This window comes from Halorussus lipolyticus, from assembly GCF_029338375.1.
GTDB lineage: Archaea > Halobacteriota > Halobacteria > Halobacteriales > Haladaptataceae > Halorussus > Halorussus lipolyticus.
The window spans coordinates 21,029-46,753 of record NZ_CP119808.1 but is presented as its reverse complement, the minus strand read 5'-3'; the positions used below and the strand labels follow the sequence as shown (position 1 = coordinate 46,753).

Here is a 25,725-nt window from a genome sequence, read left to right as displayed (position 1 = left end):
CCTAAGATGAACTGTCCGGAGCGGGTGCTCCCGAATTGGATGGATCGGACGTTCGCGTACTGGAGGTGCCGGGCGTTCGCGTATGGCCACCTCGAGTTGGACGCTTGATTCGGTGGATCCGAAGACATTTCGCCACTCCGTGACCGAGAGGTTTCTACCACCTAGTGTCACGAACGAGCTATTGACAGGTGGGCGCTCGTTGATACGAGATCGAACCGTCCGATTCGAATGGTTTGTTGTCAAATAGAGATATACTGTATCACCGGATTCGATCGTGCCGTTGACTGTCGTATGGCTACTATCGTGAGAAGTATCCAACACTAACTCAGGGTCAGATACTTTCGGTCCACGAGTATGAGTGAGAGCGACGATCGAATTGTTTGCGATGAGCGAGACGTTGAACTGGGCGACCTTATTAGTGGTCCACGAGGGGGGCGAAGTACTTGCTTCGTCGATACTTTCGACTGAGTAATGAGATTTGATGGTCACCGAATCTGTTTCAGTGGAATGTCTCTCCCGGACCGTGAACGAACGAATGATTCCTCGTTGGCTAATGGTGACGGTGGTATTGATTTCATCAGTTGTGGATACGCTCGGGACTGGCGCGACAGTCCACTCCGTACTTTCGTTGAACCCCGTCGACGAGTAGGTAAATAACGTTCTGTTGTTTTGAGTGGTTGTTCGGACGTGCTCGTAATCGAGATAGTGGAGATACGGATGAACGTACCGAGACGAGTAGGTGATCATATACGTATCAAAATCGGCGGGAAAACCGTTCCCCCGGGAGTACTCGAACAACGTCGAGGTAGGTCCCTCGTTCCAGGAAGTATAATTAACCATGGTCGCTTCATTGGAAAACCAGTAGCGTGTCGAGTCGTTTTTAGTGTCGACACGCACTTCAGTTTCGCTTCTGCCTTTCTCGACCTCTACAGTATACTGGTAGGTCGTGAATTTTCGATACGTTCCGTTCCCGGTCGGGAGGCGGTCGACTTCCTCCCATTCCGCTCGTTCTCTATACGACGTATCGTCCAATTCGGTCCGATGAGCCTCCATGAGTCGAGTCGTGTTCTCTATCCCCTCGGCAGAGACACCGGGAGGAAAAACGGACGTTACATTCGAGGACTCCGTTGAGGATACTGACTCCGATGGCATTGCTGCCGATTGGGTCGCGATCGGTCGCTGGGATACCAATGGTCCACTGAGGAGTGACCCCATCAGCACGACCAGCACGATAGTGACAGCGAAAACACGTTCACGAACCATGAAAGATCAGCAGAACCTTTGACAGTATTGAACAAAACTAATAGCCACTTATTGCAGGTGCGATGGGCATAACTGACTACTGGTTCTGATAGTCGCAGGTGCAGGTAGCGGTGTTTCTAAGGGTGGTTCGCTGCGCAAGATACATGCACTCTATTCAGTCTAATGAGTCATAAACGATTGAGAATCTTAACAGATTCGCTTTGATCACATTCTATTGGTTCCCAGCGGAGTTAGAACTCTTCGCCGGTAGATTTGGCCTCATCCAATTGGTCGTACATCTCTTCTGGGAAGGGAAGACTTCCCCAGATTGAGTATGGACACTGCTCTTGCCCGATGCAGTACCGCTGCATATCGTCGTTGTCGCAGTTCATCGGAAGCGGGGTGTCGCCTCCAATCGTATTCGAGAACTCGTAGCGAATCTGGTAGTCGGTGACCTGTTCGTCGTACCACGGCCACCGCGAGAAGACATCTTTGAGGTCCGCGACAATTGTCTCGAGGTCACTATCCTGGTACTGTGGCAGCCACATCACCATCCGAGAGAAGTTGTACAGGTCCTTCCGGACTGGCTTTTTCTCGTTGAGGCGTTCGGCCATATTCGCCATGCAGGGGAGTTCGAACAGATCCTCGATTGACTCGACGGTGAGGGGCTGAACCCCACGTGCAGACTCCTGAATCCGATAGTGGTTCGTGTTCCTGTGCTGTCGAATAGTGAGGCTTCGGTGGTCACGCTGGGATGCAAGGAGATTCCCGAGACTCCGAGGACTCGAGATGCGATTACAAACGTCTCGCTTCCAGTCTGCCTCCGGGTCGTACGCCTCCACTGCTTCAAACAGCTCCTTCGCTGAATGGAACTCCCCCAGTAAGACGACCTCGTCTGGAGCGTCTCGAATCGCGTCTCGAAGCACACGGATGGTCCGTTCACCTTGGTCCCAATCTCGCCAGATTCGTTCGTAGTGGCCCGTCTCGATGAAGCGGTCGATGCGCTCTGTGATGGCAGACTCATTCGTCGTTAGCCACGTGAGTTGGTCTTCGGAGAGGTTCTCCTCCTGGACTCGCAGGAGCTTCTTGAACGCACGTCTGGCGTACTCACGATACTTCGTGTCGAAATTACCCACCGGTACGTAGAGGTGGTTGTTCTTGACGCGGGTGAGCAGTTCCCCGGTCTCTCCTCTCTCGGTGTCGGCGCGAATGAGACAGTCCCTCGACGCCGCAGCCACCGGGATTTCAAGATACAACCCCTCACCGAACTCGGGCATCTCCTTGATCCCTGTACAAACGCGACCGGGGTGCGGACCATCCTCTCCGGGGTCTTTTGCGTACAACACCTCTGCAATATCCTGTTGAAAACTCCCGTCACCGAATTCTCGAAGAAGGGACGCGAGGTTGTTGACATAGAGCTCGCGAATATCGTAGAGGACCTGCACCTTTCGCGGTGGGGCGTGCTCGAACTTCGGGTGTGCTTTGACGCAGATCGCACTCAACGTCGCGAGGACGGCGAGAGTTCCGGGTTCGTCGACGAAGGGTTCCTCTGCGGCATCGGCCCTGACGTCTTCTTTGAACGCCGCTGTCCCGAACCGCTCGAGGTCGTTTAACAGATCGTCTGGTTGGTCTTCACCGTCGACGATGTAGCGATTGTAGCCCCGCGTGAACAGCTGGTTGATGCGGGTCGTGCCGTATTCGAGTGGGAGCGTCGCAACGCGATAGGCGGTACGCTCGTCCTCGACTGGCGTAGACTGACTCATGACTGGAGCACCTCCGGTGTCGCAGACTGAACGTCGAAGTTCGGGCTCTCGATTGGCGTGACGATACTGCAGACGTCAGCGTGCAACGAATAGGGTAGTCGGGCGACTCGACGACGGTCGGCTGTAACCACTGGGTCGATGGGGATCTCGTAGGTGTCTTGCAGAAGGTCGTTCAGCACTTCTCGACTCTTGGCGTCGTACCGATGAGCGGGGTCAGTATCGAGGAGATAGACGTGAACGCCCTGACCACTGTACACCACCATCGTCTCCTCGGCGTTGAAGTCATCCTCGAAGATATCTCGCACCTCGAAGCCGTACTCGATGGCTCGTTCGATATCCTCGAACGAATACGGGTAGCCTGCTGGGTCTGCTTCGAGAATCCCCGCGGCATCGAGCAAATCCTCACCGTCCCCTGTAGCATCCTCATCCGAGACTGCTTGCGTTGCTCGCTCTCGGGCTATCGTTTTTGCGTCGATATCGACGAGGAGCACCCACGGCCGTTCCCAGTGATCGAGGGCGTAGTAGACTGCATCGGGACGTGGATCTGGTTTATCGAGCAAGTCAGGATCTGCGAGCGCGAAATCGCTCTGTCCAAGTGGATCGTTTCGTGCTGGATGGCGGATGAACTCGAGGACATCGTCGAACTTATCGAATGCCGCTGTGGTTCGGTCACCAGCGGCGTTCATCTGCCATGTATCTCGTCGGATGAAGTCCTTATCTGGGACTCCGTCTTTCCGTACCGGGTGCGGTTCTCGAAACGCAAGTGCGTACTGTTTCGGCCCCTCTGCTGTGATGAACGCCGGTAGCTCGTCGACGTATGAAGGGAACTCCTTCGCGTAGTACTTGTAGATCTCCTCGCGGGTTGCTTGGCGCCATGTCATGTGTTGAGCTCCTGATCAAGTTTGTTGAAACTCCGAATCGTCGTCAGGCCAGTTGCGTCGAACAATTCAACGGCCTCTCGAATGTCTGAGAACGACCGGGCTGCACGGCCGCTCACACTGCTCTCTATCCGGTCGGCCTCTGAGAGGTGGTCTAACACCTCGACGGCTGTCTCGCGTCTGTTGAACGCCCAGACAGCGTTAGCATCCACTGCACTCTGCTTGTCGTAGTCGTCGACCGGCGCGTGTTTGTTGTTACTCGAGAATTCAGCTTCACCGACCCACACGAGTTCCCCGTCGGCATCGAAGCCAGCGACGTCGAATACGGTCTCCTCATCGTACTCGTAATAGGGTTCGACCTGCTCAACGTCGTCGCGGGCTTCTAACCACAGTTCGAGTAGCTTCACGCCGACTTTGTGTGGCGACTTCTCGCCGATGTCTCCCTGTCCAGGGCCGACCTTGAGCTTCTGGCCGAGCAGTTCACGCCCTGCCGGGAGGACAGTGTAGTACTTCCGACCGCACGCTCGTCCTTCCTCCAGCAGGTCTTGATCGGCGAGCCGTTGCACGTCCAGATCCTCAAAGTCGTTCTTAAATGCGCTCATCGAGTCCAAGAGTGTGTGGTCCGATGCGTCACGATTCATCACGTCGAGGACGCGAGTCAAGAATCGGATGTCGTCGTGAGTGAGTCCGCGCCGTCGGAGTTCGTCATCTGGGACAGTTCCACCACCGGCCTGGACTGGCGACGAAGTGGTTTCGTCGACGGCTGTCTCGTCTTTTTCACCGACTGATTCTCCCGACTCAGTTGACTCGAGATTTCCAAACAACGAGTCAACGGTATCCGTGTTTTTCTCCTCCTCTTCGTCGGCTGTTGAACTATTGGTTGCCTGTCCGATGAACGACGACTGCGTCGATTCCACAGGGCTAGCCGATTCTGCAGATGCCGACGCTTCATCGGTTGGTCTACTCCCCCATCCCTCGTCGTCAGCTGTCTCTGATTCGCTTGCGGTCTCCGAAAGTCCGTACTGGGTCTGTGTTCGCTCCGACAGTCGGGGGAGGGCAACGGTCTCGAAGTGATCCTCCTGTTCGACAGAGAGCGGTTGGTCGCTTTCTGGATGCCCCGGCGCAATCGGGAGCGGCTTCAACGAAAACGGGGCGGGGCCGGTTTCCCCGAACGACGGACTCGGGAGTTGGGCGATCCACTCGCCGCTCGGGAGCGTGTTAATCCGGTTTCGAAGGTCAGTCGGGCTGAGGTCTTCGTGAGCGAGCGACTCCGCGAGGTCGCGCTCAATCGAGATGTTGCCAATGAGCTTCGTCTTGATATTGTTCAGCACCTCGTCGTAGGCCCGCTCGCTCCGATTCCGCACCTGCCCGGGGAACTGCATCACGAGCCCCATGCTCAGGCCGAACGACCGCCCCTGTGGAAGCAGTTGCTCGGAGACGAGCTTCGTGGAAGCGACCGGGGCAGCCTCCTCGATGATGAGATTCGTGAGCTTCTCATAGTCGGTTTGGCCGTCACGCCGGCGTACTTGGACGGCATCCCAGAGGTTACTCAACAGGAGCAGCGTGATTGCTCGCTGTGCCTCCGGGCGGAGGTCTCCGAGGTCGAACAGGATGGTGGCGTCTTCATCGAGGAACTCGCGGAAGTCAAAGTGATTATCCACGTACTCGCCAGCCTCGTTCTGCTCGGGGGCGTGACTGAAGATATGCCGAAGATGCGCGTCTTCTCTGAGTTTGTCGAGACGGTTCCCGACCGCGTCCATCGACACCTGGAACTGGTGGTCATCCTTAGCGAAGTGGCGGGTCAACGATTCCTCGATGCTCTGGTTATCGGCTGAGACGGGGGGAATCGTCTGGTCGCGCTGCATCCGGAGGGCGGCGTCGAAGAGGTCGTCCAGCCCGAACACGTCGCTTCCGTACTCCTCGTCGAAGAGTGCCTTGATTAGGTAGCTGAGAATCTCGTTCGCGACGAACGCCTGCCCGTACTGCTCACGGCCCATGACCATCCGCATGATGTCATGGAAGTGGTCGACCTTGTCTTGAATCGCATCCTCGCGGTTACGCCCGGCTTCGAGCGCGGGCCGGATGTCGAAGAAGGAGAACGCAGGGAGAGTCTCTGGAACACGGAACTGGTAGACGTCGTCCAACCCGTTGAAGCGTTCGTAGTGACACCGCAGGTAGTTCTCGCACATCCCGTCCCCCTTTGGGTCGACGATGACGACAGGTCCCCCCGTTGTCTCTCGGAGAGACAGCGCGTCGTTGAGGATTGCTTTCGACTTCCCGCCGCCGGTCGATGCGAATCGGCCGTAGTGCGTCGTCAAGAGATCCGGGGGGATTCGGATCGGGTTCGGTCGCGGCTCACCGTTCTCGTCGAGCGCGTGCCCGATCGCCATCCCGTCTTGGAACTGTTGAACTAGATCTGGGTTAGGCCACGGAAGCGGATTTCGGCTTTGCTGTTCAGCGCGAGTGCCGCGTGTTCCCTCGACTGTGAGTTGCTCGGACGATGGGACGAGCACGAAGTTTGCGAGTTCCGCCCCGCTGAGGACGAAATCCGGTTGGGTCTTGCCTCGGCCGGTCGCAATCTCTCGATCAAGTAATTGCTGGAGGGCTGTCTGGGCGTTTTTCTCCTTCGTCTTTTCTCGAAAGCCGTCCACACGGAGTCGTTCACCCTCGACTTCGTAATAGGGGCCGTCGACCGGATCGAACACGGGACGAAGTGAGTTCATCTGGGCCGCAATTTCATCGCGGGCTTCATCTTCGGTCGGAACCCCTACTGCTCTGATATTGGCAGTGAACGACCGCTTGGGGTTCTTCGCGTCGATGTACTTAATGCGCTTTGCGACTGGTTCGCTGCGCTGTTTTTCGTCGTGATTACTCCGCTGGTCTTCGACCTCAAGGAGGGAGCCAACGACCTCTTGGAAAAAGGTGTCTCGCCCGTCGATGAGATCCTCTTTCCGGAGTTCAGCGTCGGACTGCCAGCTTGCCCGTCGCTGGAACACAACCTGAAACGCTACGGGTGACGCCGCTTCAGTCAGGTGGTCGACGAGTGACGCCAGAGGTGCGCCGGGCTGGTCGACAGCTACCAAGGCATCGTCACCATCGTCGGAGGCGAAGGGCGTCAACGACGTCATCCAGTCTTTCTTCCGAGTGGCTGAACCGGACCAGCGCACGCCAACTGGCGAGACTGCGTCGATAGTTGGCCGTGCGAGTATCGTCCCCCCTGTCGTCTCGGTTGGCTTTTCGAGCGTCGTTAATGGTTTTTCGTCCGGTATTGCGCTCGGTGGTGCAAGCTCAAGGGCGGTATCCTCGACCTCAACGAAGTGACCCTGGGATGAATCGGCTGTGGCACCACCATCTGCGAATGGGGAAGCCTCCGTCGATGGTGTCTGGTCTTGGTCACGGTCCTCGCTCGCAACCTCGTGCTGCTCGTCTTGATCAAATTCGTACTGCAGTTGCCCTGCTTCATAATGTTCGATGAACTCTGCTCGTGTGAGTTCGACTGGTTGGATAAGCCGAGCGGTGACATCGACGTCGACGCGTTCGATGTCGAACGTCTTTGGATAGATCGAACGAAGGCGTTTTTCGAGTGTGTCGAGATGCTCGTCGGCACCGTAGAAGAATTCGACAGGGTCGTCCGCTCCCCCACTTAGTGCGAGAAACTCGAACCGCGGCGGTGTTTCACTGTAGAGTGGGTTCAGCTTCTGAGCGAGACCCGTCGACTTTGCCGTCGTCAGTTTGTGCAGACTTTCGAGGACCCGAGGGATTCCCTCGGGAGCAAGCCCTTCGGATGTTGGCGTGACTCGGAGATACTCACTCATCGTCCTCCCCCTCTACTGAGCCACCGTCAGGTTTCGCAGAGACAGTTTCTGTCCCTTTTGACTGTCCGTGTGTCGCCTGCTGTTCCAGTTCCTCACGGAACTGCTGGACAGCTGTATCGACTGCTTCCTCACCAGCGCCGGGGAGGGAGGACCGCCGTTGCTCGGTCGGGTCGAAGTCGATAACCTGTTTTTCTTTGTCCATTGCTTGTACCTTCATCCCGCGCCACTCGCCGTCGACGCCGACGAGCGCCTCAGAGAACCCAGCATCCTCGTTACCGGGGACTGCATCCTGCACATAGCGCATCTGTGCGTAATTCAAGCCGAACTCGTCGGCCCACTCCTCGTCCATCCCGTCCAACCGATGGAACTGCTTGACGGCACACTGATCGAGGATAGCTTCGGCTTCGGCGTGTTCGAAGAACTCGTCGACGGTCTGGGTAACCAGTCGAATCGAGAGGTCGTGGTGGCGGTGATGTCGGAACACCGTTTCGAGGAACGCTAGACTCGCGGCGTCCTGCATGATGTACCGCGCCTCGTCGATATAGAACACGACCTCCTTGTCCGTCTCTTTCGCCCGCTCGTACACGAGCGAGATGAGCAACTGCATCGTCAGCGCCGTACTGCTGTCGACGCTACCCTCCTGCTGGGCAAGATCGAGATAGATGACCTTCTCGTCGCGGATGTCGAACTCCGAGGACTTCCCGAGGTTGGCGTGGCGACCATCGTCCTCGAAGGGGCGAAGCTGGTCAAGAAGCCACGTCGCGTCCTCGCGGATCTTTCCAGCCTCTTCGTCGGACCGGACGACGAACTCCTCGGGGTCGTCGACCATGTCCTCGAAGATGTCCATCATATCCCGGATGGTTGGGCTGAGGTTGCTGTGCGTCGAGATATCGTCGGTGATGTCGTTGCGCTTGTAGGCGCGCTTGAGTCCGAGTTCGAGCGTCGTCCGACGGTCACCGAGCGAGATACCGCGTAGTGCGAAGAAGTTCGTCAGGAAGCTCATCGCGTCGTCGAGTTTCTCGTTGAACGGACTCGCGTCCTCACCCATCGCTCGCTGGACGTGCTCGGGTGTCTGACGAATCTCTAGGGGATTCAGGCCGAGCGTCCCACCGACCGTAATGCGTTTCGCATCGAGGGCCTCGGAGACGCCTGCCCAGTTGTTGAGTGGTTCAAGGATAATGCCGATGCGGTCCTTGCTCTGCTCGATGGAGCGGATGAAGTTCTGTTTGGAACTGAACGACTTCCCCGAGCCCGTGTCGCCGACGGTGAACATCGCGTACCCGTTGTCACGGGCGAACGGGTCGATGACGACGGGGCTCTGGTTGTCCTTGTGAATCCCGAACTCGACTCCGCCCTCCTCGAGGATGGTCGCGTTATGCGGCGACGAGAGGAGTGCGCCCACCGCGCCACCGAGGGCGATGGACTCGCGGCCAAACACGTTGTCTCCGATGGGGGCTACCGACTGCAGCGCGAGGTCCTGCCGACAGATTGCGGTCTTCGGCGTGAGGTTCGCTGGGTCGTCGCGGAGAGCACTCTTGACCTTCTGGACCGAGTCCCTGAGGTCATCCTTGTCGGCGGCGCGAACCGTGACGAACATGCCCTGGTCGAAGACGTTCGCACCGCTCTCGACGGCCTTGTATGTTGCAGCGGCTTCGTTCGCTCGCTCTTGTAGATACGCACTCCGGACGCTCTGTTCGAGGTCGGCGTCGACTTGGAGGTCATCAGCGATGTCCTGCAGTTCGTTCCGCGCTCGCTGCTGGTTCTTCGGCGAGATGTGAGCTGTGAGGTCGAATTCGACGTCGGTCAGCTCGAAGAGGTCGCTCAGATAGCCGTCGTTCGGGTAGTCGGCGTAGTCAGCGATGTAGAGCGTCGTCGTCCACTGCTCGCCAACGCGTGCGGCTCGTGTCTCCCACTCGATAGCTGCCGGCGCCGTGACCGTCTTGTGAGATTCGGAGATGTCGTCGAGGAGTTGGCCTTCTGCATGACCCTCCTCAAGCGTCTCCTCGTCAAGGATGTCCGAGAAGTCGACTTCGGGTTCGTCGTCGGCGGTGTGTCGGTCCCAGAGGAGTTTACCGACGACCCCGAGGACCACAACCAGTAGGAAGTAAACTGCCATACCTTCGGGTGACGTTGGGTTCAGAAGCCACTCTGTGAGCTGGGTGAAGGTCCCGCCACCCGCCTGGAGGACGACGTTATGCATTGGTCTCGTCCTCCCGGCGCGAGTGGCCGATGATCGGTTGCTCGCGAACGACGCGGTCTGCTTCGTCGTAGTCGTGCTCTCGCCCGTTCCAGAAATCCATGTTCAGAACGAACAGTTCGACCGTACTGAGCCGGCGAGCAGACCAGCCGGACGCCTGCTGGATGAACTCGGCGCGAACGTCGTTGACGCGGCTGTCGAGTTTCTCGAACATCTGGGCGCGACGTTCGACATCGGTGAGGTCCTCACGTCGCGTCACGAAGGGATTGAACAGGAACCCGATGATAGGGAACTTAGTCAGTTTCTCGGCGGGTGTCCCTTCGTCTCTAAATCGGTCGTAGACTTCGAGCGGCGTGACCTCGACGCCAATGTAGTAGCGAACTTGCTGGATGCCTCGGTCACGCATCTCCTTGGGACGCGTCTCACGGTACTCTTCGAGGAGTTCCCGGAAGATCGGGTTCTGCTTGACGTCTTCGTCGCTGAGTCGGTCCTCGATGGTCTCGGTGATTTGTTCCACCGGGAATGACCGAGTTGTCGCGTGGAATTTGAGCTTCGAGTCGAGTTCCTTGTTAGCGAACTCTTCGCCCGCCTCTTGGAGTTGCGCCCAGTCATCGGACATGGCGAAATCCATGTTCCCTGGGTCAATTTCGATGAACGCCTCCATCGTGCCGTCTGACCGCTGAATTGCACCCGCGCCCGGCCACGCTCGCTTGACGTTCGTGAGGTCTTGCGTTCGCTCGTCCGGTTTGAACGGCGTGTAGTTCGCGAGCCCGCCGTCGTTTCGCTCTGTCTCGTTTGTACTACTGTCTGCTTCCTCTGGAGCACTGAACGTAACTCGCGGACGCTTGGCGTAGCGGTAGACGTCCTTCGTCCACGTCCATGCATTCAGGTGGTCAGGAGAGACGTAGATGACTGCAACACCGAACCCGAATCCGCCCGCTACGAACGGGAGGGAGAGTGATTCGATTCCAGTGAGGCCAGCAATGAACAGGCCGATAATCGGGAGAGCAATGAGTACGCCAACATCTCCTTCCTCAATGTTGAGGTAGGGAATACGGCTCTCTTCGCCGAACTGGTTCATGATGCGCCGCGCTGCCGCGTCTGGGTCTGTCGACATTAGTGAATACCTCGATCATACTCCATTCCGCGTTTGTCACTCGATACATCTGCTGTAGACCCGCTCGGGTCATTCTCTGTCCGACGGTACGACGGTGTACCCCCATCCTTGCTTCCGTGCCCGCCTCGATCGGCAGCTTTCTGTGCTATGGCTTGACCGGCTGCTGCTTTCGGCCCCCAGCGCGCTGCGGTCGTCGCCACACCAGCGCCGCCGACATACGCACCGGCTGCGACACCGCCGATAAGAGCAGCACCTTTCGTCGCACCTCCCACGACCTTTGCAGTCAGCGGAGTCGCGTACTTGAACGTCTTCCAGGTCACATAGAGGGCGACGAACGGTAGGGACGCAGCGACAAGGTACTTGAGAAATGCTGTACCTGGCGTTAGCGAGTCTCCAGCGTATATGAGGTCGTATCCTTTGAGAACCATTGCTGTTGGGAGTGGCAGGACAGCTAGGGGAACGAATCGTTTGGTGAATCCCATTGCGATATCCGAAATAATGGGGATATTTCCATAGGCGAGGGCGAACGCAATCGGCATTCCGTACAGGTAGACGTAGAGTAAGATCATACGAATGTAAAATAGGGCCTCCAAAGCCCACATCGAAACTCCACCAAAGAAGGCGAATAATAGGCCCAGACCAGGGTTGGTGATGGATACACCCAGGAACTGTAGCATTGCTGCAGCTACTGAGGAGAGGTCAGGCATCAAGGCGATAGTGAATCCATCAACCAGAAACAACGTAATAGCACCAATCCAGTACCACGTGATTATCAGGAATGCACCGACCCATGCCGTTTTCTTGGTTTTTCGGGCTTCGTAGGCACTACCCACGTTGAATATTCGAATAGTATGACGGCCCTGTACGTTCATTACGAGCAGTAGCAGAGCAATGAGCATAATTTCGCCACCGACGAGTCCATCTTGAATCGCTGGCCACGGTGCATTACTTGGCTCACCGAAGATGAACGTTCCATCTGTCTGTGGTGTTGGTGTTCCAAACATCTCCTCGGTCAGAGTCTGATACCCTGACCGGAGTCCGTCCATGAATAGACCAATAACCCACTCAACGACGTCCTTGAACCCTTCCAGTACGACATCTATCAGGTCCACCATCGTCAGGCCTCCGTGATCGTGACTTCACAATCACTCATCTCATTAGATCCAGAGTACTCCACATCGAACACTTTCGTGACCTCATTCCCACTAGCTCTCGTCTTGACGAGAACTGTGAATTGTCCACTATTGCCGTCAGGGGAACACCCCGTTCCTTTCTCAGACTCTGACCCAAAGGGGAACGAGTTGCTGAAGAGGTCTACTGTCTCTCCAGGGGCAACAACCACCTGTTCAGTTTCGTACATCCCACTTCCTTGGGGTTCTTCAATGGGATTTGGAACATCTCCGGAAAACACCAGTTCAACAACCGCATCTGGGCCTGTCCCGGAGTTTGTTATAGTGACGAACGCCTCACCGTTCTTCAACCGGTCTGTTTCCGTGTCACCGTAGACCTCGTCCCACGGCTTGTCAGGATTATTCCGGTAGAGTCCAACGTCCTGAATCTGAACCTCCGGTACGATATCCGTCGTGCTCTCTACGACTGTCTCCTCACCTTTCAGAGCGACGACCTGGTACTCTCCTGGCTCGTAAGCAGTTCCGACCTCGAACGAGACTTGTTGGACCCCTGCGGCCACATCACGCTTTCCGAATAGCTCTCCATTAGGCGGGATGAGGTTGACTTGGTCAACGTCGGCTTCTGTCGAGAGTTCGACGACGAGCGTCGTTCCATCGACGGCGACTCGCTTGAATGGTCCCTGACTTTCTGGAGAGGTTGTCTCGACACCGGGAGTTCCGGAGTTTCCGCTGTTGTCCAGACAGCCAGCTACGCTCACAAGCGTAGCGCCTGTGACTGTTCGGAGGGCGTTTCTTCGACTGATGTGTGGATGATCTCGGGTCATGAGTTTCGTTGGAAGATGTCTTCTGGACCGAGCATTCGGAGGAGGCGGTGTCCCGCGTAGAACATCACGAAGAAGGGGATGAACTGCCAGCCGACCTCGAAAATGAACGCGAACCAGCCATCGATGGTTCCGAGTGGATGCCACCGGGCGGTCGCCGTATCACTCACGTAGGCCGGGCGATGTCCGAGCCACGACCCAGGATGATACCGGGCCCTGTAGATACCGGGCTCAGTAATGGTCAGGATGGCTACTCCAGAGGAGTTGGTTTCGACCTTCCGATCGGCGATGGTGATGTAGCCATTACGTTGATTGCCGCCAATGGGGAATCGACGGGCACTATCGTTGAGGACGATGGGTGCGCCAGTCTGGTTGTCACGCAGTTCGATTCGGACTGTAGCCTGCGACTGGTTTTGCTGGAGTACTTCGACGGAGAGGTTACTACGCCGAAGCTGTCGTTCGGAACCGGCGTTGGGTTCGACAATGGATGCGTTCACGCCGCGAACGATGCCTGCAACGTGAAGTGCCTCTCTGTCAACGGCCTCAGCACGGACACCCACACCGTACGTCGTCTCGTAGGACTGATTGACGACCTCGATGGTGACGTTCTCACCGATGGTTCCCGCCGGGGAAGGTCGGTCAGTTCCCCACGTGTCGATGATCTCCGGGCCGTCCCGGACGGGTTCAGCACGCGGTCCGATCCGGGATGGATACGCGTGGACATACACGGGGATAGCATCGGACTCGACTTCGGCGCTGTCTGTCCGATTCGATTTGACGAGCGTATCCCAGTTTGTGTTGCGGGCGGTGTAGAACCGCCAGACACCACGCACGCTCGCGTTCCCCTCGTCGGTGAGCGTGTACCCTTGCCACGGCCGAGACTGGAAGATAGCCACGCCAGCATCGCCATTGGGGTACTCAGCGTAGTAGGGGGACGCAGAGAGGTCGTAGATCTCAACGTCGGTCGAGTCCGAGACGTTTCGCGTCTCCTCACGGTAGACGATGTCAACGTCAGTTCCGTTGACCACGTCGGTCCGTATCGTCTTCTTCAACCGAACGTGAATCTCCGCTTCGAGTGTGAGGGCCGCGCTCCAGTCATCATCTATCTGGTAGTCGATGGCCGGCGTGTGCGACCCACCGGTCCTCGCGATGGTCTCCTCGTCTTTCTTCAGGCGTACTTCCTCGATGTCGTGTTCCGTGAGCGACCACTCGACGGTCCTGTTCTCGGAGGAACTCCCGTTCGGCACGCGGACGCGATAATCGACGAGTCCGCGCATCGTCCCATTCGGGGCAATGTAGAGTGGGGTGTCACCGGATTCGAGGTGGCCACGGGTCGACGGTTGAAGCGCGAACACAGTCGCATGGGCATCCTCGATGAACACACCGTCGTCAAGCGATGCGTGAGGCGGATGCACAGACGTATCTGAACCTCCGGCTTCGAGGTCCTCGAAGTCGTTTCGAGTCCACGTTGCAGCAGTTGCGGGCGGCCGCTTGAACGTGATGTCCGTTCCGTTTGCGAGCTGGTGGATTGACGTCCGCTCGTCACCGTAGCGTTGGCGGTACTCCTCTTGACTGATGTAATTATCCGCGTCGCGCGACCAAAGTGTCGCCGACTCGTTCTCGGTGAGTCCATTTCCTTCCGTCCCCGGCCGCGGTGGGATTGCTGTGACGATACCTGTGACTAAGCTCGTCATGAACAGGACGGCCATGAGTATGGAGCGTTCTCGTTGTTCCATGAGGGCTCGCAATGGAGGTCGTGAAGTGGCTTACCAGGGGACGAGGTCGACACACTGTGCCAGCGGGAGGCCCATCATCGATCCGGCGACTGTGTAGAGTGGGCCGAGGACGACGAGGACAATGGTGGACTTCATCGCTGAGCGTTTGTGGCGCTTGAGGGCCTTCTTCTGCTCGGGATTGAGGGTGAACATCTCGATGAGGGAGTCGGCCTGCCAGACGACGGCGAGACCGACGATGCCCAGCCCGGTTGTCAGCTGGAAGAACCCCTCAATCATTCCAGGGAGGTTGTCAGCACTGCAGACCGCGCTCTGAGAGGTTACTGCATCTTGGGTCGTTTGTTGAGCGAGCGCTGGCTCAACTACTATGAGCGAGAGTACTGCGATGGTGAAGGGGAGTTTTAGACCAACAGTACTCCGTATCGTGGTCTTCGGCTTTTCTTGCAGGGAGTCGGTATCTGATTGTTGCATACGTGGCTGTGGTTGGCTGTTCCACCACCCGATTGATTGCGGGGGTATCGCGGGGACGTGGAATCAGCGTTCAGTTTTACCACAGACAGACGGGGTATATGAATCTGAACATACGAACGTATTTCTTGGTGTCTATTTGTATGTTCTAGTATTCTATAGGAGGTCTAGGGAACCAATCGGTAAGTATATACATCTGTTCGGATGAGAGTGAAACTATCCACATGTATCGAGAAGTTAATTGGGCGGTACCGGCTGACCCATACATTCTCGAAGAACTAGGGAAGTATGAGGGCTGGCACACAGCAAAGAACCTCGAAATCAATACGGACTTCAGCCGACAATGGATTTCCCAGCGCTGTCCAATCTTTGTTGATCACGATCTTGCTGAGCGTCATGGCGAGGAACCTGCGTACCGGATTACTGAACTCGGCGAGCAAGTTCTCGCTGGCGACGTCGAGTACGAAGAACTCAGCGAGACAGAAGATTGATTCGTTCCTGACGGGGAAACTGTCTAGTTTACCTCCTCGACTGGCGTTCGTTCATCGAGTGCCTGATGCGGTCGTTGAACGTTATATCGGGCGTGGTATTGAGCCTGTTCAGCGTATAATAGCCGCCGAATCCGAACGGTCAGACTTCGCCTTGTTTGTCGAGTTCGTTGCGCGCTTCGAACACGACGCTCGGATCCATGTTGAGTTCGTGAGTATACGACCTGCCGCCGCTCTGGCCTTGGTTCACCTCGTTGCGAATCAGGAACCCTCCCCTCAAGGAACGAGCTACGTCAGCGGCGAGTGAGTAGGATAGGGTAGTTCATAAACACCGTCTCCTAGCAACGAACACTCCAAATGTACTCTCACTATGTAACCACACCACGAGTACCGCTTGAACACTCCAAACCTACTCACTCCCTCTTTCGAGATACCGACCCTCCGAGACGCTTATCCCCCGCTAACACCCAAAATCTACTCTCACTCCAAGAGTTCGCCTCGGAACCGTATCCTCACCTGCCACGACGCCCACCGTATGACACGCCAAACAGCCACTGTCTCGACTGCCAGTACGTCTTCATCGTCAACCGAATGCCCGAGACGACCACCTGCGGCCGGTGTCGCTCTGACCACTAGTTCAGGAAACTCAAGTATTACTGCCAGAGCGAGGACGCCGCGGTAGGACCGGAACGCCGCCGGTTGGGCATATATCTCATAGAGCTAGAAGAGCTGGGCATCGATCTTGTAGAGCGGAAAGACGGGATTCAGATTCAATTAGCTGAGTTTGAGTTAGATATGCACTGGCGTGACGCTCTTTCAGTGTACGCTACTCGGCATGAAGACCACTGTACGAAGTTTGCTCGCGCAGTCTTTGAGCGTGCAGAGCGAGCGGATCTTCTCGATACAGTAGGGCCAACAAAGCAGAAGTTCATCGACTATCTGGAGTCTGGACTCGTCGAACGGGATTTCAGAGAACTGTTTTGATCAGTCGCGGAGGTCGGCGACCGACTGACCGACCTCTCGGACATGGTCACTTCGCTCAAGGTCAAGTTCCTCGGCGAGGTAATCGACCGTCTCTTCAAGGCTCATACCGGAAGAAAGTCGTCCAAGCGGTATGAACTTAGTGCTGTACTAGGTATCCTGATTTGATAGCGAGTTTGAGAAACCGAGAAGCTCGGAGGGTAGTGAATGGGTTCACCACGGCCGAACAGTTGAGATAATATTTACATGAGAAAGAACTTGCCAGAGGCGGGTGTCCTTATCCACTTGGAGTGTGGCTGTAGAGATATGGCACCACATCAGAGCGATCAAATCGATCCGAGAGTCGTAGATGCCATTAGCTCGCTTGGAAACTCTCAACGGTTGCGGATTTTACTTGCCTTGAGTGAAGTGGTGCGAGAACATCACGAACCGCATCACACAATGACATTCACGGAACTATATGATGCAGTTGGCATAGACAGCTCGTCGCAATTCTCGTATCATCTAGATCAACTCGTCGGGCAGTTCGTCACTGAAACTCCGAACGGATATCGCTTGACGGATAGTGGAACAAGGATTGTTCGTGTTATCCGCTCTGGAGTGTACGAAAGTACATCAGCGTTAGAGGACCGAGAGATTGCTGGCGCTTGTTTGTTCTGCGACGAGACGTCTCTACTGGCGACTCTCGACGCTGACCTGTTTCGTATTCGATGCATGTCGTGTGACGCGATTCTCATCACCCTTTCCTCTCCCCAGAGCCAAACGCGTAACCGGGCCCCTACAGAGATTTACGAGAGTTTCGGCTACCGCATATGGAGTATGTATATTCAGCTCCGAGGAGGTGTTTGTCCGGAGTGCTTCGGACCTGTCGATACAGAAGTCGATCAGTACGAACACGGTGAAAGCGTACAGTACATCCACAATAGCTCGTGTCGCGAATGTCAACATCTGGTCAGCATGCCGGTCGAACTACCGGTTGCGTTTCATCCCGCAGTTCTCTATCTGTTCTGGGAACATGGGATCTCCGTACTCGATATCCCCCTGTGGGAGCTGTACGAGTACACTACGTCCGACGTGTTTGCCACAAACATCGTCTCTATGGAGCCGTTCGTAGCCGACTTCACGATTACCTTGGAAGAAGAGGTTCTGTCCCTCAGAATGGACGATACTGCAACGGTCACACTCGAATCGTGGATTCAGGACTGATCATATCCTCGTAACTGCCATCCGCCTGTATTTCCATAAATCGGCATCAGATCGCGTGGATCCTCGCCGTCTGTCTCAAACTTCTTTGAGTTGTACCTCTGACAAAATGTCAGCAGAACAATAATACTTATCCCTATAACGACGTTGAGTGCCTCTATGGATAATTCAATACGGACAACAGGCGACGACAGGTTCGCTTTGAGGTGCATCAATGACCGCAATTGAGATCAACGGTCTCACCAAACGGTTCGGGGACGTCGTTGCCGTCGATGACTTTACACTCCGGGTCAAAGAAGGAGAGATATTCGGGTTTCTCGGCCCGAACGGCGCGGGAAAATCAACCACCATCGACATCTTGCTCGACTTTATCCGGCCAACCGATGGGACTGTGACGGTACTCGGCCACGATGCCCAGACTGAGGGAGAGGCGGTCCGGCGACGGACGGGAGTCCTTCCCGACGCGTATCACGTCTACGATCGACTTACCGGTCGGCAACATCTGGAGTTCGTCTTGGAGATTAAAGACGCGGACGAGGACGTGAACGCGCTCCTCGAACGGGTTCGCATCGCCGACGCCGCCGACCGGAAAGCGGGCGGGTACTCGAAGGGGATGCGGCAGCGGCTGGTCCTCGCTATGGCGCTCGTTGGTGATCCAGATTTGCTCGTTCTTGACGAGCCGTCTACCGGACTGGATCCGAACGGTGCCCGCGAGATGCGGGAGATCATCAGAGAAGAGAACGACCGAGGAACGACGGTGTTCTTCTCCAGCCACGTGATGGAGCAGGTTGAGGCAGTTTGCGACCGCGTAGCGATCATCAATCGCGGCCAGCTCGTCGCCGTCGATACCATCGATGGTCTCCGCGACGCGACCGAAACAGGTGAAGTTCTGTACGTGTCCGTCTCCAAACTCGACGAGTCTACCGTCGAGCGAGTCGCCAAACTTGACGGTGTTGGGAGTGCATCGATTGACGACGCCCGGCTCCGGGTTATCGTGGATGGTGCCTCAAAGTTCGCCGTCCTGCGAACAATCGACGCCGACGTCACGTCGGTTCAGGATTTCTCGGTTGTCGAGTCCTCGCTCGAAGATCTGTTCGTTCGTTACACCGGGGACGAACAGGAGGTCAGGAAATGACGTGGCTGGCGATTGCAAAGAAGGACTTCCGAGACGCCGTCCAGTCACGGGCGCTCTGGGCGCTCGTGGCAGTGTTCGTCCTTTTTTCTCTCATTTCGACGTATGCGTACGTTGAGATTCCTGAGATGTTCGGTGAATCGGCAGGGGCGACGTTCGCTGGTCTCGTCTTCTTCACAGTCGGTCTCACCGGACTGTTCGTCCCCCTTGCGGCGATCGTGGTCTGTTACAAGTCCCTCGCGGGCGAACGCGAACTCGGGAGTATCAAGCTGTTACTCTCATTACCGACCAACCGGCTGAACGTCTTCACCGGGAAGGTCGTCGGTCGGGCAGCCGTCCTTATGTTCGGTCTCGGCGTCGGCCTCCTCGCTGGGGTCGGATTCGGCTCTGTATTGCTCGGGATACTTGACCCCCTTTCGACGCTAGTATTCATTCTCGTAACACTCGGCTTTGCGGCGGTTTACGCGGGGATCATGGTGGGGCTTTCGGCGACGACTGGGTCTACCTCACGTGCAACTACATTTGCACTCGGGTTCTTCGTCGTCTTTGAGCTATTCTGGGACGTCGTACCGATGGCGCTCGTCTACGTCGTCAACGGGTTCAGCCTCCCGTCTACGATGCCCGAGTGGGTCTTCCTCATCGGTCAGGTGCCGCCGTCTTCGGCGTATCTCTCGACGGTCGTCGCTCTCTTGCCTAGGATCGCAGAGGCGGCCGGTGCAGTACCCACCCAGACGGGTGTCGGAGTGGAAGTAGCTGCAGCTGAGCCGGATCCGTTCTACCTGACCCCGGAAGTGGGAATCGTGGTTCTCGCACTCTGGCTCGTCGTTCCGTTCCTCATCGGGTACTACCAGTTCAACATTGCAGATCTGTAGCGCCAACTGTCCAAACACTACAGACCAACCACGATGATGACCAATGAACACACGGAGATCTCCCGCCCAACGAAGAAAGCGACTTCTCTCATTGGAGGCGTCTAAGGAGCCATGGCATCGCTAATCACCAAACGAATCGGACAGTACCGAATTACGTCGTTCTTCGTGCTGACGTACACGCTTTCGTGGACGCTCGATGCCATCCCGAAACTCCTCGAAATGGATCCATCGTGGGGGAGATGGTTCATCGAAGGATTCCTCAGCCCGCTTTCACCGGGAGTTGCTGCTGCAATTGTCCTGTGGGCGAGTGGCGAGAGTGTCAGGAAGTGGCTCAGCGACGTCTTTTCCTGGCGCATCCATCCGAAATGGTATGCCGCCGCGATCCTGATCCCATTCGCCATCACGTACGCGGCCGGAGCCGTCTCGTGGGCGCTCGGCGGTCCAATCGACTGGGCGGCCTTCGATTTCGATCCGATTACGATCGTCATCGGGATCATTCTCGGGACGTTCATCGGCGGTGGACAGGAGGAGTTCGGGTGGCGAGGATTCGCTCAGCCCGAATTGCAAGAGCGGTATGGCGGGTTGTCCGCGGCCCTCATCATCGGTGTATTCTGGGGGCTATGGCATCTACCTCAGTTCATTCCTGGCGGGTTCCGCGCAGACTGGCCGCTCGAGCTCATCGTTGCCTACTTCGTCGGGATTATCGCGTTCTCCGTGCTCCTCGGGTGGGTCTTCAACGGATCGAACGGGAGCGTTCTGTTGGCCATGCTGATGCACGGAACCGACAACGCGACGACCGGACAGGTTCCGCTCGATCTGGACGTCGTCCTCGTCGGTGAGGCCATCGACTGGAGCACGCTCGTCACGCTGAACGGATCACACGCGGTTATCACGTGGGCGGTCGTACTGCTCGTCGTTGTAGCGACCGGCGTCCACCTCTACGATTACCGAGTCAGCCCGGACTGGAACACCGAGACGTAAGCCGATCACTAATTAGGCATGGAGAGTAGAACTAACGACCACCCGCGACCCCTGAGCAGATTATAATCAGCTGTGAGCGCATCCCAAGAGTTGCCCATCAGGTAGCGGCCGAACCCGAACTCGAAGAGTATCGTCATTGCCGGCTACATGACTCCGATGGCAACGAGTTCCCTGACCGAGTGGTGGATGTACTGACCGAAGTAGAAGTGTGACACCACGAACAGGCCCGAGACGAACGTAATCGTGCTCGTGACGTGTCCCAAGTAATCGCCGACAACCGGAGAAATTAATCCCTCTCGAATCACTGCATTGAGTATTGCGAGGACCGCCAGTCCTACCCATACAGCGATTGCATATAGAAGGCGGCCCGGTCGAATCGTTCGCTATTGACGGTCAACTGAATTCCTTTTGGTCATGCCGTACTTCTAAGTTGTTAATCCGCACTCTATGGCGGCTTTGGAACGGTATCACGCTTTGTCAGGGTTTTCGGTCCCCAAATTCCCACGACGAGGAAGGCAAGAAGCACCCAGACGGGGTAGAAAAATTCGTCTGCAACCTCAATAGTCGTAGACACAAAATTCACCCATCCGTGTAAGATGATTATGCCGAGAATGCTCCGCGAGATGTGATTGTACACCCAGGTGAAGACAACCGAGAGCGCGACGATGCCAATCATGAACAGCCAGAATCCTACTGTTGCGAATCCAACCACCTCACGGTGAAACGAACCTTCGATGAAGAACAAGGGGAGGTGCCAGCCCGCCCAAACCACGCCTAGAATCAAACTGGCACTTAATGCCGACCAATCCATCTGAAGACGGTCTAATGCGTAGCCACGCCATCCCAATTCTTCCAAGATCGGTGGGAGTGTCGCAATGAAAAGTGCTGGTAGAATTGCCAAGGGATTAACACTCGTCTCTTGGACCACTTCGCCCCATGTTACACCTGGGCCTTCCAGGAGGAAATCCGCGATTCCTGCCACGACAGTCACGACGATTGGGACCAGAAGGATAACGAGGACCCATCCCACGCCGATTCTGCTAACCTCCTTGATGCGATTCCAGAAATCTGCCCTCCCCTCCTCGTCGTAGACAAGGTAGACAAATCCGATACCGGCAGCACTAGGGCCGATCAGGCCCAATAATTGCACCACAACTCCTTCAGCGGTCTGAAAATTGATACCCAACACTATCGCCAACAGTAAGACGGTCCAAGTAATGGCATACGTCACAGCGAAGAATACCCAAGGATTTCCAACTTCCACCGACGTACTGCCGATTTTTCGGCTTTCAGTTTCGCGCATTATCCAACCATAGGTGTCGCTAAATACATAATACTAAGCTTGAGACCTACGATTCGGAGCTATTCGGCGTTCATCTGCCAGATGCAGCCAGCGAGAAGATGCTAGCGACGTTCGAGGACACCGCTTTTCACATCTACATTTTACTAGGCTCGATCCCGATACTGCTCGTTTCCACGGCCATGCTCTTAAGCGACAATTCAACAACGTGACTGGCCTTATAGGGTTTCTCAGGAAGTGGTCGCGTCGGCCTCTACTGAAATCACAGACAAACTGCCGTTCTCTCTGTTCGCAGGACCATTTTCGTCCTTACGCAACGTGCTTTGATTGAGGCCCTGCGCTAATTAAGCGGATGCGGAGACTGCGAGCATCGTGTCGTCTCGCCATGTAAGATACGCGCGCTGTATCTTTGCACAGGGAGCGCAGACCTATAGATTAGTTGCTAGATTCAGTGGTTTGAACGGGCGATTTCGGCCGCCTCATGCCTCAGAGGTAGATTCGTTTGACAGTCAAACGAGAGCCTGTAGTGTTGATCCGATACCCACCCACCGAGAAGGTGAGATGTCCTAATAGCGTCAATCGAGGCCAACAACTTCGGGCCCGGGAATCTCGCCATCTGCGAGCCGTTCCCCCCCGTAAACGACCACGAGAAGAACCGCGAACAGGAGGAGCGGGACGGCGCCAGTCACCTCGGCGAGGAGGTTCAATGCCATGTCCGGGACTCCGCCGGGAGCCAATGCTTCCACGTCAGCGGGATGGAAGATGCCCATTCCGTTGATGCCGGCGTGAACCACGGCGACAGCCAGGACGCTACCAGTACTGTTGTACATCCAGGTCCAGATGATCGCGCCGGAGAGGATCGAGACGACCCAGATCAGCTGCTGGGAGAGCGGCCACGCGCCTTGGGTCGTGGCCGCGTTGAGGAACAGTGGGAGGTGCCAGGCGGCCCAGGAGACGCCGACGATGAGACTGGAGACCAGTGCACTGTACTTGTCCTGGAGGAGTGGGAGCATAAAGCCGCGCCAGCCGAGGTCCTCCTGGCCGCCGCCCCATATGGTTCCCCAGACCAGCACGAAGAGATAAATCCCCGGGAACGGGAACGAGTTCAAGTCGATGGGGCCGCCGAGCGCTACGAACAGGATGACTCCCGAGCCAAGCAGTATGAAGGGCAGTCCGAGCACGATCACCCACCACTTAGCACCGATACGCCATTTGAAGAACTGCCCGATCCACTTGCGGAGGTCGCCACCGCTGGCCCAGATGACGACGGCGGCTCCGACGGGTGGCCCGAACCCGCCGAAGCCGATGAGAATCGACTGTGTCCACGACGCCTCAAGCCCCATGGCCGCAACGATTCCCTGAATCATCCACGTGAACGAGTAGGTAATCAGCAGGAAGGCGACGAGGCGGTGGCGGTCTATCCACGACCGGACTCCGGACTGTTGGACCTCACCAGTCATCTTACCTCACCCGCACTCCGCGAAATTGATAACCTGTTTTTATGAGTGTCATGCTCGTAGCCGACTTCCAGGGTCCATTAAGAAAAGGATTGTTATTATCTCGATATTTTGTAAATTCTGAAACTCAAAGATTCTTGAAGACCAACAGACGCTGTCGGTTTACTGAGTTTGAGAGAGGGGTTGAGTGCGAGCGTCTTGTTGACTCGAAGGACTCCTCGATGAGAGTTTTGAGATTTGGATCTCGGCGGCTCTGGAGTTAGAATCTCGGTCGTATGGATTCCTGTTACTCCCCTACTGGTGACGGTTTGGGTGCTACAGATGCACGGGACAGTTGGCCGCTGACGACGAGAGCGGTGACAACGAGCACGAGGGCGGGAAGCTGAAATGGGAACATATCGTCGGCGAGACCGAGAAACTCACCGGTGAGGTTCATCAGCGAGTGGATCAGGAGGACAGCGAGAATACTCCGTTCCGTGTTGTTGTAGATCCAGACGAAAATTAGCGTGTGCAGGACGATACTCGGCATCCACCACCAGAGCGCTGGGTCGTAACTGGTGTTCGCGTAGTAGCCCGGAAAGAAGACGAACGCCGCGTGCCAAGCGGCCCAAGTACTTCCGTTGAGTATCCCGGCGACGACTGGACTGAACCGCTCCTGGAGCCGGTCGAGATAGTAGCCCCGGAGTCCAATTTCCTCGATTGCAGGAAACAGCAGGCCAAGTGCCAGCATGAACCCGAGCGTCGCAGGATCAGTCAGGATTGCCCAGACGACGCTGATCGGCCGATCTGTGACGCCAAGTGCGATTGCAGCCCCTGCGGTGAAGAGATTGAAAAGCGGCCAGAACACGAGGATGACGAGCCACCATCTCGCAGATATTCGTCCAACGTCTACGAGCCGACGACCAAGGTCACGAACGCGCTCTGTCCCACCCGTGAGCCAGCCCATCGTGAGGCCGGCGAGCAGCGGGCTCGCGCCGCCGATGAGGAAGAGCAGGAGGTTCGTCCCCTCCCAGACGGAGGTTCCCGAGCCGAAAATGGGGGCCCAGAACAGGTAAGCCCACCCGAGATAGAGGACGGGGAACCCCCACGGAGTAATCGACTGTGCCAGGGTTTCCAATCGGTCGGTTGCCGTCATGGTCGTGATAGCCCTACTGTACTACCTCCTGTCATCGGAATAATACGGGTACATCGCATCCAAGAGGACACGGAAAAACCGTGCTGCTACGCCGTACATCCCTGCTTCAGCAGTTCTCGAATGCGCCCGAGTTCGCCGAACATTCCGTTGGACTCGTTGCCTGGCTTTTCGTTCGGTGATATCGCCACTCATACTGCGACCTCTGCGAATCGATCATCTGAGGCGGTGAAAAGCGCCCTTCTAGTTTAAGCTCTCGTCAAACCAATTAGTGTGTAGGTGACCGAGATATGACGCAATTCAAATCCTACGACGGAAGAGCCTTCTCGATTCGTGGGTTCACGGTCGAGACGCAAAAACTGGCGGGTGTATTCTTCTTCGCACTCGCTGCACAGTTCATGACCGTCATCATGCTCGGGGCGGCGATGGTCCCTGGCTACGACTTCGGCGCGGCTGCCATCAGTGACCTCGGTGTATTCCCGGAGACGGCGCTCCTGTTCAACATCTCACTGGTCGTCGTCGGTATTTTCAACCTTCTCGGCGGGTACTTCTTCTATAGAACCCACGGCAAACGTTGGTTGCTGGCCATCTTCGCACTGGCGGGCCTCGGTGCGATCGGTGCTGGCCTCTTCCCACTTGACACCGGCGGCCTCCACGGACTCGCCGCGCTGCTCGCGTTCGTGTTCTTCAACGTGCAGGCCATCGGGAGCGCGACCCGCCTCAGTGGCGTCATGCGAGTACTGTCCATCCTCGCCGGCGGGCTCGGCCTCGTCTTCGTCGTGCTGATGGCCCTCGGCGATGGGGGTAACACTGCGGCATTTGGCCCCATCAGTCACGGTGGGACAGAGCGGATGATAATCTACCCAGTGATGCTCTGGCTGGTCGCCTTCGGCGGATACCTGTTGGGAATGAGCGACCGATTAGACGACGTCCAGGAGCCGGCATGACGCGAGTCAGCGTGATTTGGTAACCGGCCACTGCGGCCAATCAGGTTTCGCCACGGTCCGATTCAGGG

The 25,725-nt window shown here is 56.5% G+C and carries 19 protein-coding genes; 7 read left to right on the top strand and 12 right to left on the bottom strand.

Going from position 1 to position 25,725, the window contains the following annotated elements; all coding sequences use genetic code 11:
* Nucleotides 1-1,493 precede the first annotated feature (1,493 nt).
* The 9 genes from P2T57_RS19980 to P2T57_RS19940 are packed head-to-tail and all read right to left on the bottom strand — an operon-like array spanning nt 1,494 to nt 15,167.
* A complete protein-coding gene (locus tag P2T57_RS19980) occupies nt 1,494-3,005 on the bottom strand; it encodes a primase-associated protein (protein WP_276302752.1) in 1,512 nt (503 codons plus the stop codon).
* Nucleotides 3,002-3,886: a bifunctional DNA primase/polymerase gene (locus P2T57_RS19975; RefSeq protein ID WP_276302751.1), complete on the bottom strand. Its 885-nt coding sequence runs from the start codon at nt 3,884-3,886 to the stop codon at nt 3,002-3,004. The genes P2T57_RS19980 and P2T57_RS19975 overlap by 4 nt, the downstream gene beginning before the upstream one ends.
* Nucleotides 3,883-7,698 (bottom strand): ATP-binding protein, encoded by a 3,816-nt coding sequence (locus P2T57_RS19970; protein ID WP_276302750.1) that lies wholly within the window; start codon nt 7,696-7,698, stop codon nt 3,883-3,885. The genes P2T57_RS19975 and P2T57_RS19970 overlap by 4 nt, the downstream gene beginning before the upstream one ends.
* Nucleotides 7,691-9,898: a VirB4 family type IV secretion system protein gene (locus P2T57_RS19965; protein WP_276302749.1), complete on the bottom strand. Its 2,208-nt coding sequence runs from the start codon at nt 9,896-9,898 to the stop codon at nt 7,691-7,693. The genes P2T57_RS19970 and P2T57_RS19965 overlap by 8 nt, the downstream gene beginning before the upstream one ends.
* On the bottom strand, nt 9,891-11,012 hold the full coding sequence (locus P2T57_RS19960) for a TraC-like domain-containing protein (protein WP_276302748.1): 1,122 nt from the start codon (nt 11,010-11,012) through the stop codon (nt 9,891-9,893). Before P2T57_RS19960 ends, P2T57_RS19965 begins: the two co-directional genes overlap by 8 nt.
* Complete coding sequence (locus P2T57_RS19955) at nt 11,012-12,127, bottom strand: TrbL/VirB6 family protein (protein ID WP_276302747.1); 1,116 nt, start codon at nt 12,125-12,127, stop codon at nt 11,012-11,014. The genes P2T57_RS19960 and P2T57_RS19955 overlap by 1 nt, the downstream gene beginning before the upstream one ends.
* A 2-nt stretch (nt 12,128-12,129) precedes the next feature.
* Nucleotides 12,130-12,966, bottom strand: coding sequence for a hypothetical protein (locus P2T57_RS19950; RefSeq protein WP_276302746.1), 837 nt, complete (start codon nt 12,964-12,966; stop codon nt 12,130-12,132).
* Nucleotides 12,963-14,699 carry a DUF8186 domain-containing protein gene (locus tag P2T57_RS19945; RefSeq protein WP_276302745.1) on the bottom strand — a complete coding sequence of 579 codons (1,737 nt, stop codon included), beginning with the start codon at nt 14,697-14,699 and terminating at the stop codon, nt 12,963-12,965. The genes P2T57_RS19950 and P2T57_RS19945 overlap by 4 nt, the downstream gene beginning before the upstream one ends.
* Nucleotides 14,700-14,729: 30 nt before the next feature.
* Nucleotides 14,730-15,167, bottom strand: a complete 438-nt coding sequence (locus P2T57_RS19940; protein WP_276302744.1) for a DUF7985 family protein — start codon at nt 15,165-15,167, stop codon at nt 14,730-14,732.
* Between the two features lie 221 nt (nt 15,168-15,388).
* Between P2T57_RS19940 and P2T57_RS19935 the strand changes: the two genes are divergently transcribed.
* From P2T57_RS19935 to P2T57_RS19915, 6 genes are all read left to right on the top strand, one after another.
* Nucleotides 15,389-15,655, top strand: coding sequence for a hypothetical protein (locus P2T57_RS19935; RefSeq protein ID WP_276302743.1), 267 nt, complete (start codon nt 15,389-15,391; stop codon nt 15,653-15,655).
* Nucleotides 15,656-16,351: 696 nt separating this feature from the next.
* Complete coding sequence (locus P2T57_RS20315; protein WP_474198313.1) at nt 16,352-16,636, top strand: DUF8172 family protein; 285 nt, start codon at nt 16,352-16,354, stop codon at nt 16,634-16,636.
* 243 nt (nt 16,637-16,879) lie between these two features.
* Nucleotides 16,880-17,839 carry a winged helix-turn-helix domain-containing protein gene (locus P2T57_RS20425; RefSeq protein ID WP_420028572.1) on the top strand — a complete coding sequence of 320 codons (960 nt, stop codon included), beginning with the start codon at nt 16,880-16,882 and terminating at the stop codon, nt 17,837-17,839.
* Between the two features lie 211 nt (nt 17,840-18,050).
* On the top strand, nt 18,051-18,971 hold the full coding sequence (locus tag P2T57_RS19925) for an ABC transporter ATP-binding protein (RefSeq protein WP_276302741.1): 921 nt from the start codon (nt 18,051-18,053) through the stop codon (nt 18,969-18,971).
* A complete protein-coding gene (locus tag P2T57_RS19920) occupies nt 18,968-19,840 on the top strand; it encodes an ABC transporter permease subunit (protein WP_276302740.1) in 873 nt (290 codons plus the stop codon). The genes P2T57_RS19925 and P2T57_RS19920 overlap by 4 nt, the downstream gene beginning before the upstream one ends.
* Before the next feature lie 111 nt (nt 19,841-19,951).
* The gene (locus P2T57_RS19915; RefSeq protein ID WP_276302739.1) at nt 19,952-20,821 is read left to right on the top strand and encodes a CPBP family intramembrane glutamic endopeptidase; all 870 of its coding nucleotides are present in this window, start codon (nt 19,952-19,954) and stop codon (nt 20,819-20,821) included.
* A 445-nt stretch (nt 20,822-21,266) separates the two neighbouring features.
* Here P2T57_RS19915 and P2T57_RS19910 read toward each other — a convergent pair whose 3' ends face one another.
* The 3 genes from P2T57_RS19910 to P2T57_RS19900 all read right to left on the bottom strand — a co-directional run bounded on the left by P2T57_RS19910 (nt 21,267) and on the right by P2T57_RS19900 (nt 24,713).
* Entirely contained in the window at nt 21,267-22,124 is an 858-nt protein-coding gene (locus P2T57_RS19910) for a CPBP family intramembrane glutamic endopeptidase (RefSeq protein WP_276302738.1), read from the bottom strand.
* Nucleotides 22,125-22,696: 572 nt separating this feature from the next.
* Nucleotides 22,697-23,581 carry a CPBP family intramembrane glutamic endopeptidase gene (locus P2T57_RS19905; protein WP_276302737.1) on the bottom strand — a complete coding sequence of 295 codons (885 nt, stop codon included), beginning with the start codon at nt 23,579-23,581 and terminating at the stop codon, nt 22,697-22,699.
* Nucleotides 23,582-23,864: 283 nt separating this feature from the next.
* Complete coding sequence (locus P2T57_RS19900; RefSeq protein ID WP_276302736.1) at nt 23,865-24,713, bottom strand: CPBP family intramembrane glutamic endopeptidase; 849 nt, start codon at nt 24,711-24,713, stop codon at nt 23,865-23,867.
* 287 nt (nt 24,714-25,000) lie between these two features.
* Between P2T57_RS19900 and P2T57_RS19895 the strand changes: the two genes are divergently transcribed.
* On the top strand, nt 25,001-25,657 hold the full coding sequence (locus P2T57_RS19895; protein WP_276302735.1) for a DUF998 domain-containing protein: 657 nt from the start codon (nt 25,001-25,003) through the stop codon (nt 25,655-25,657).
* Nucleotides 25,658-25,725 lie beyond the last annotated feature (68 nt).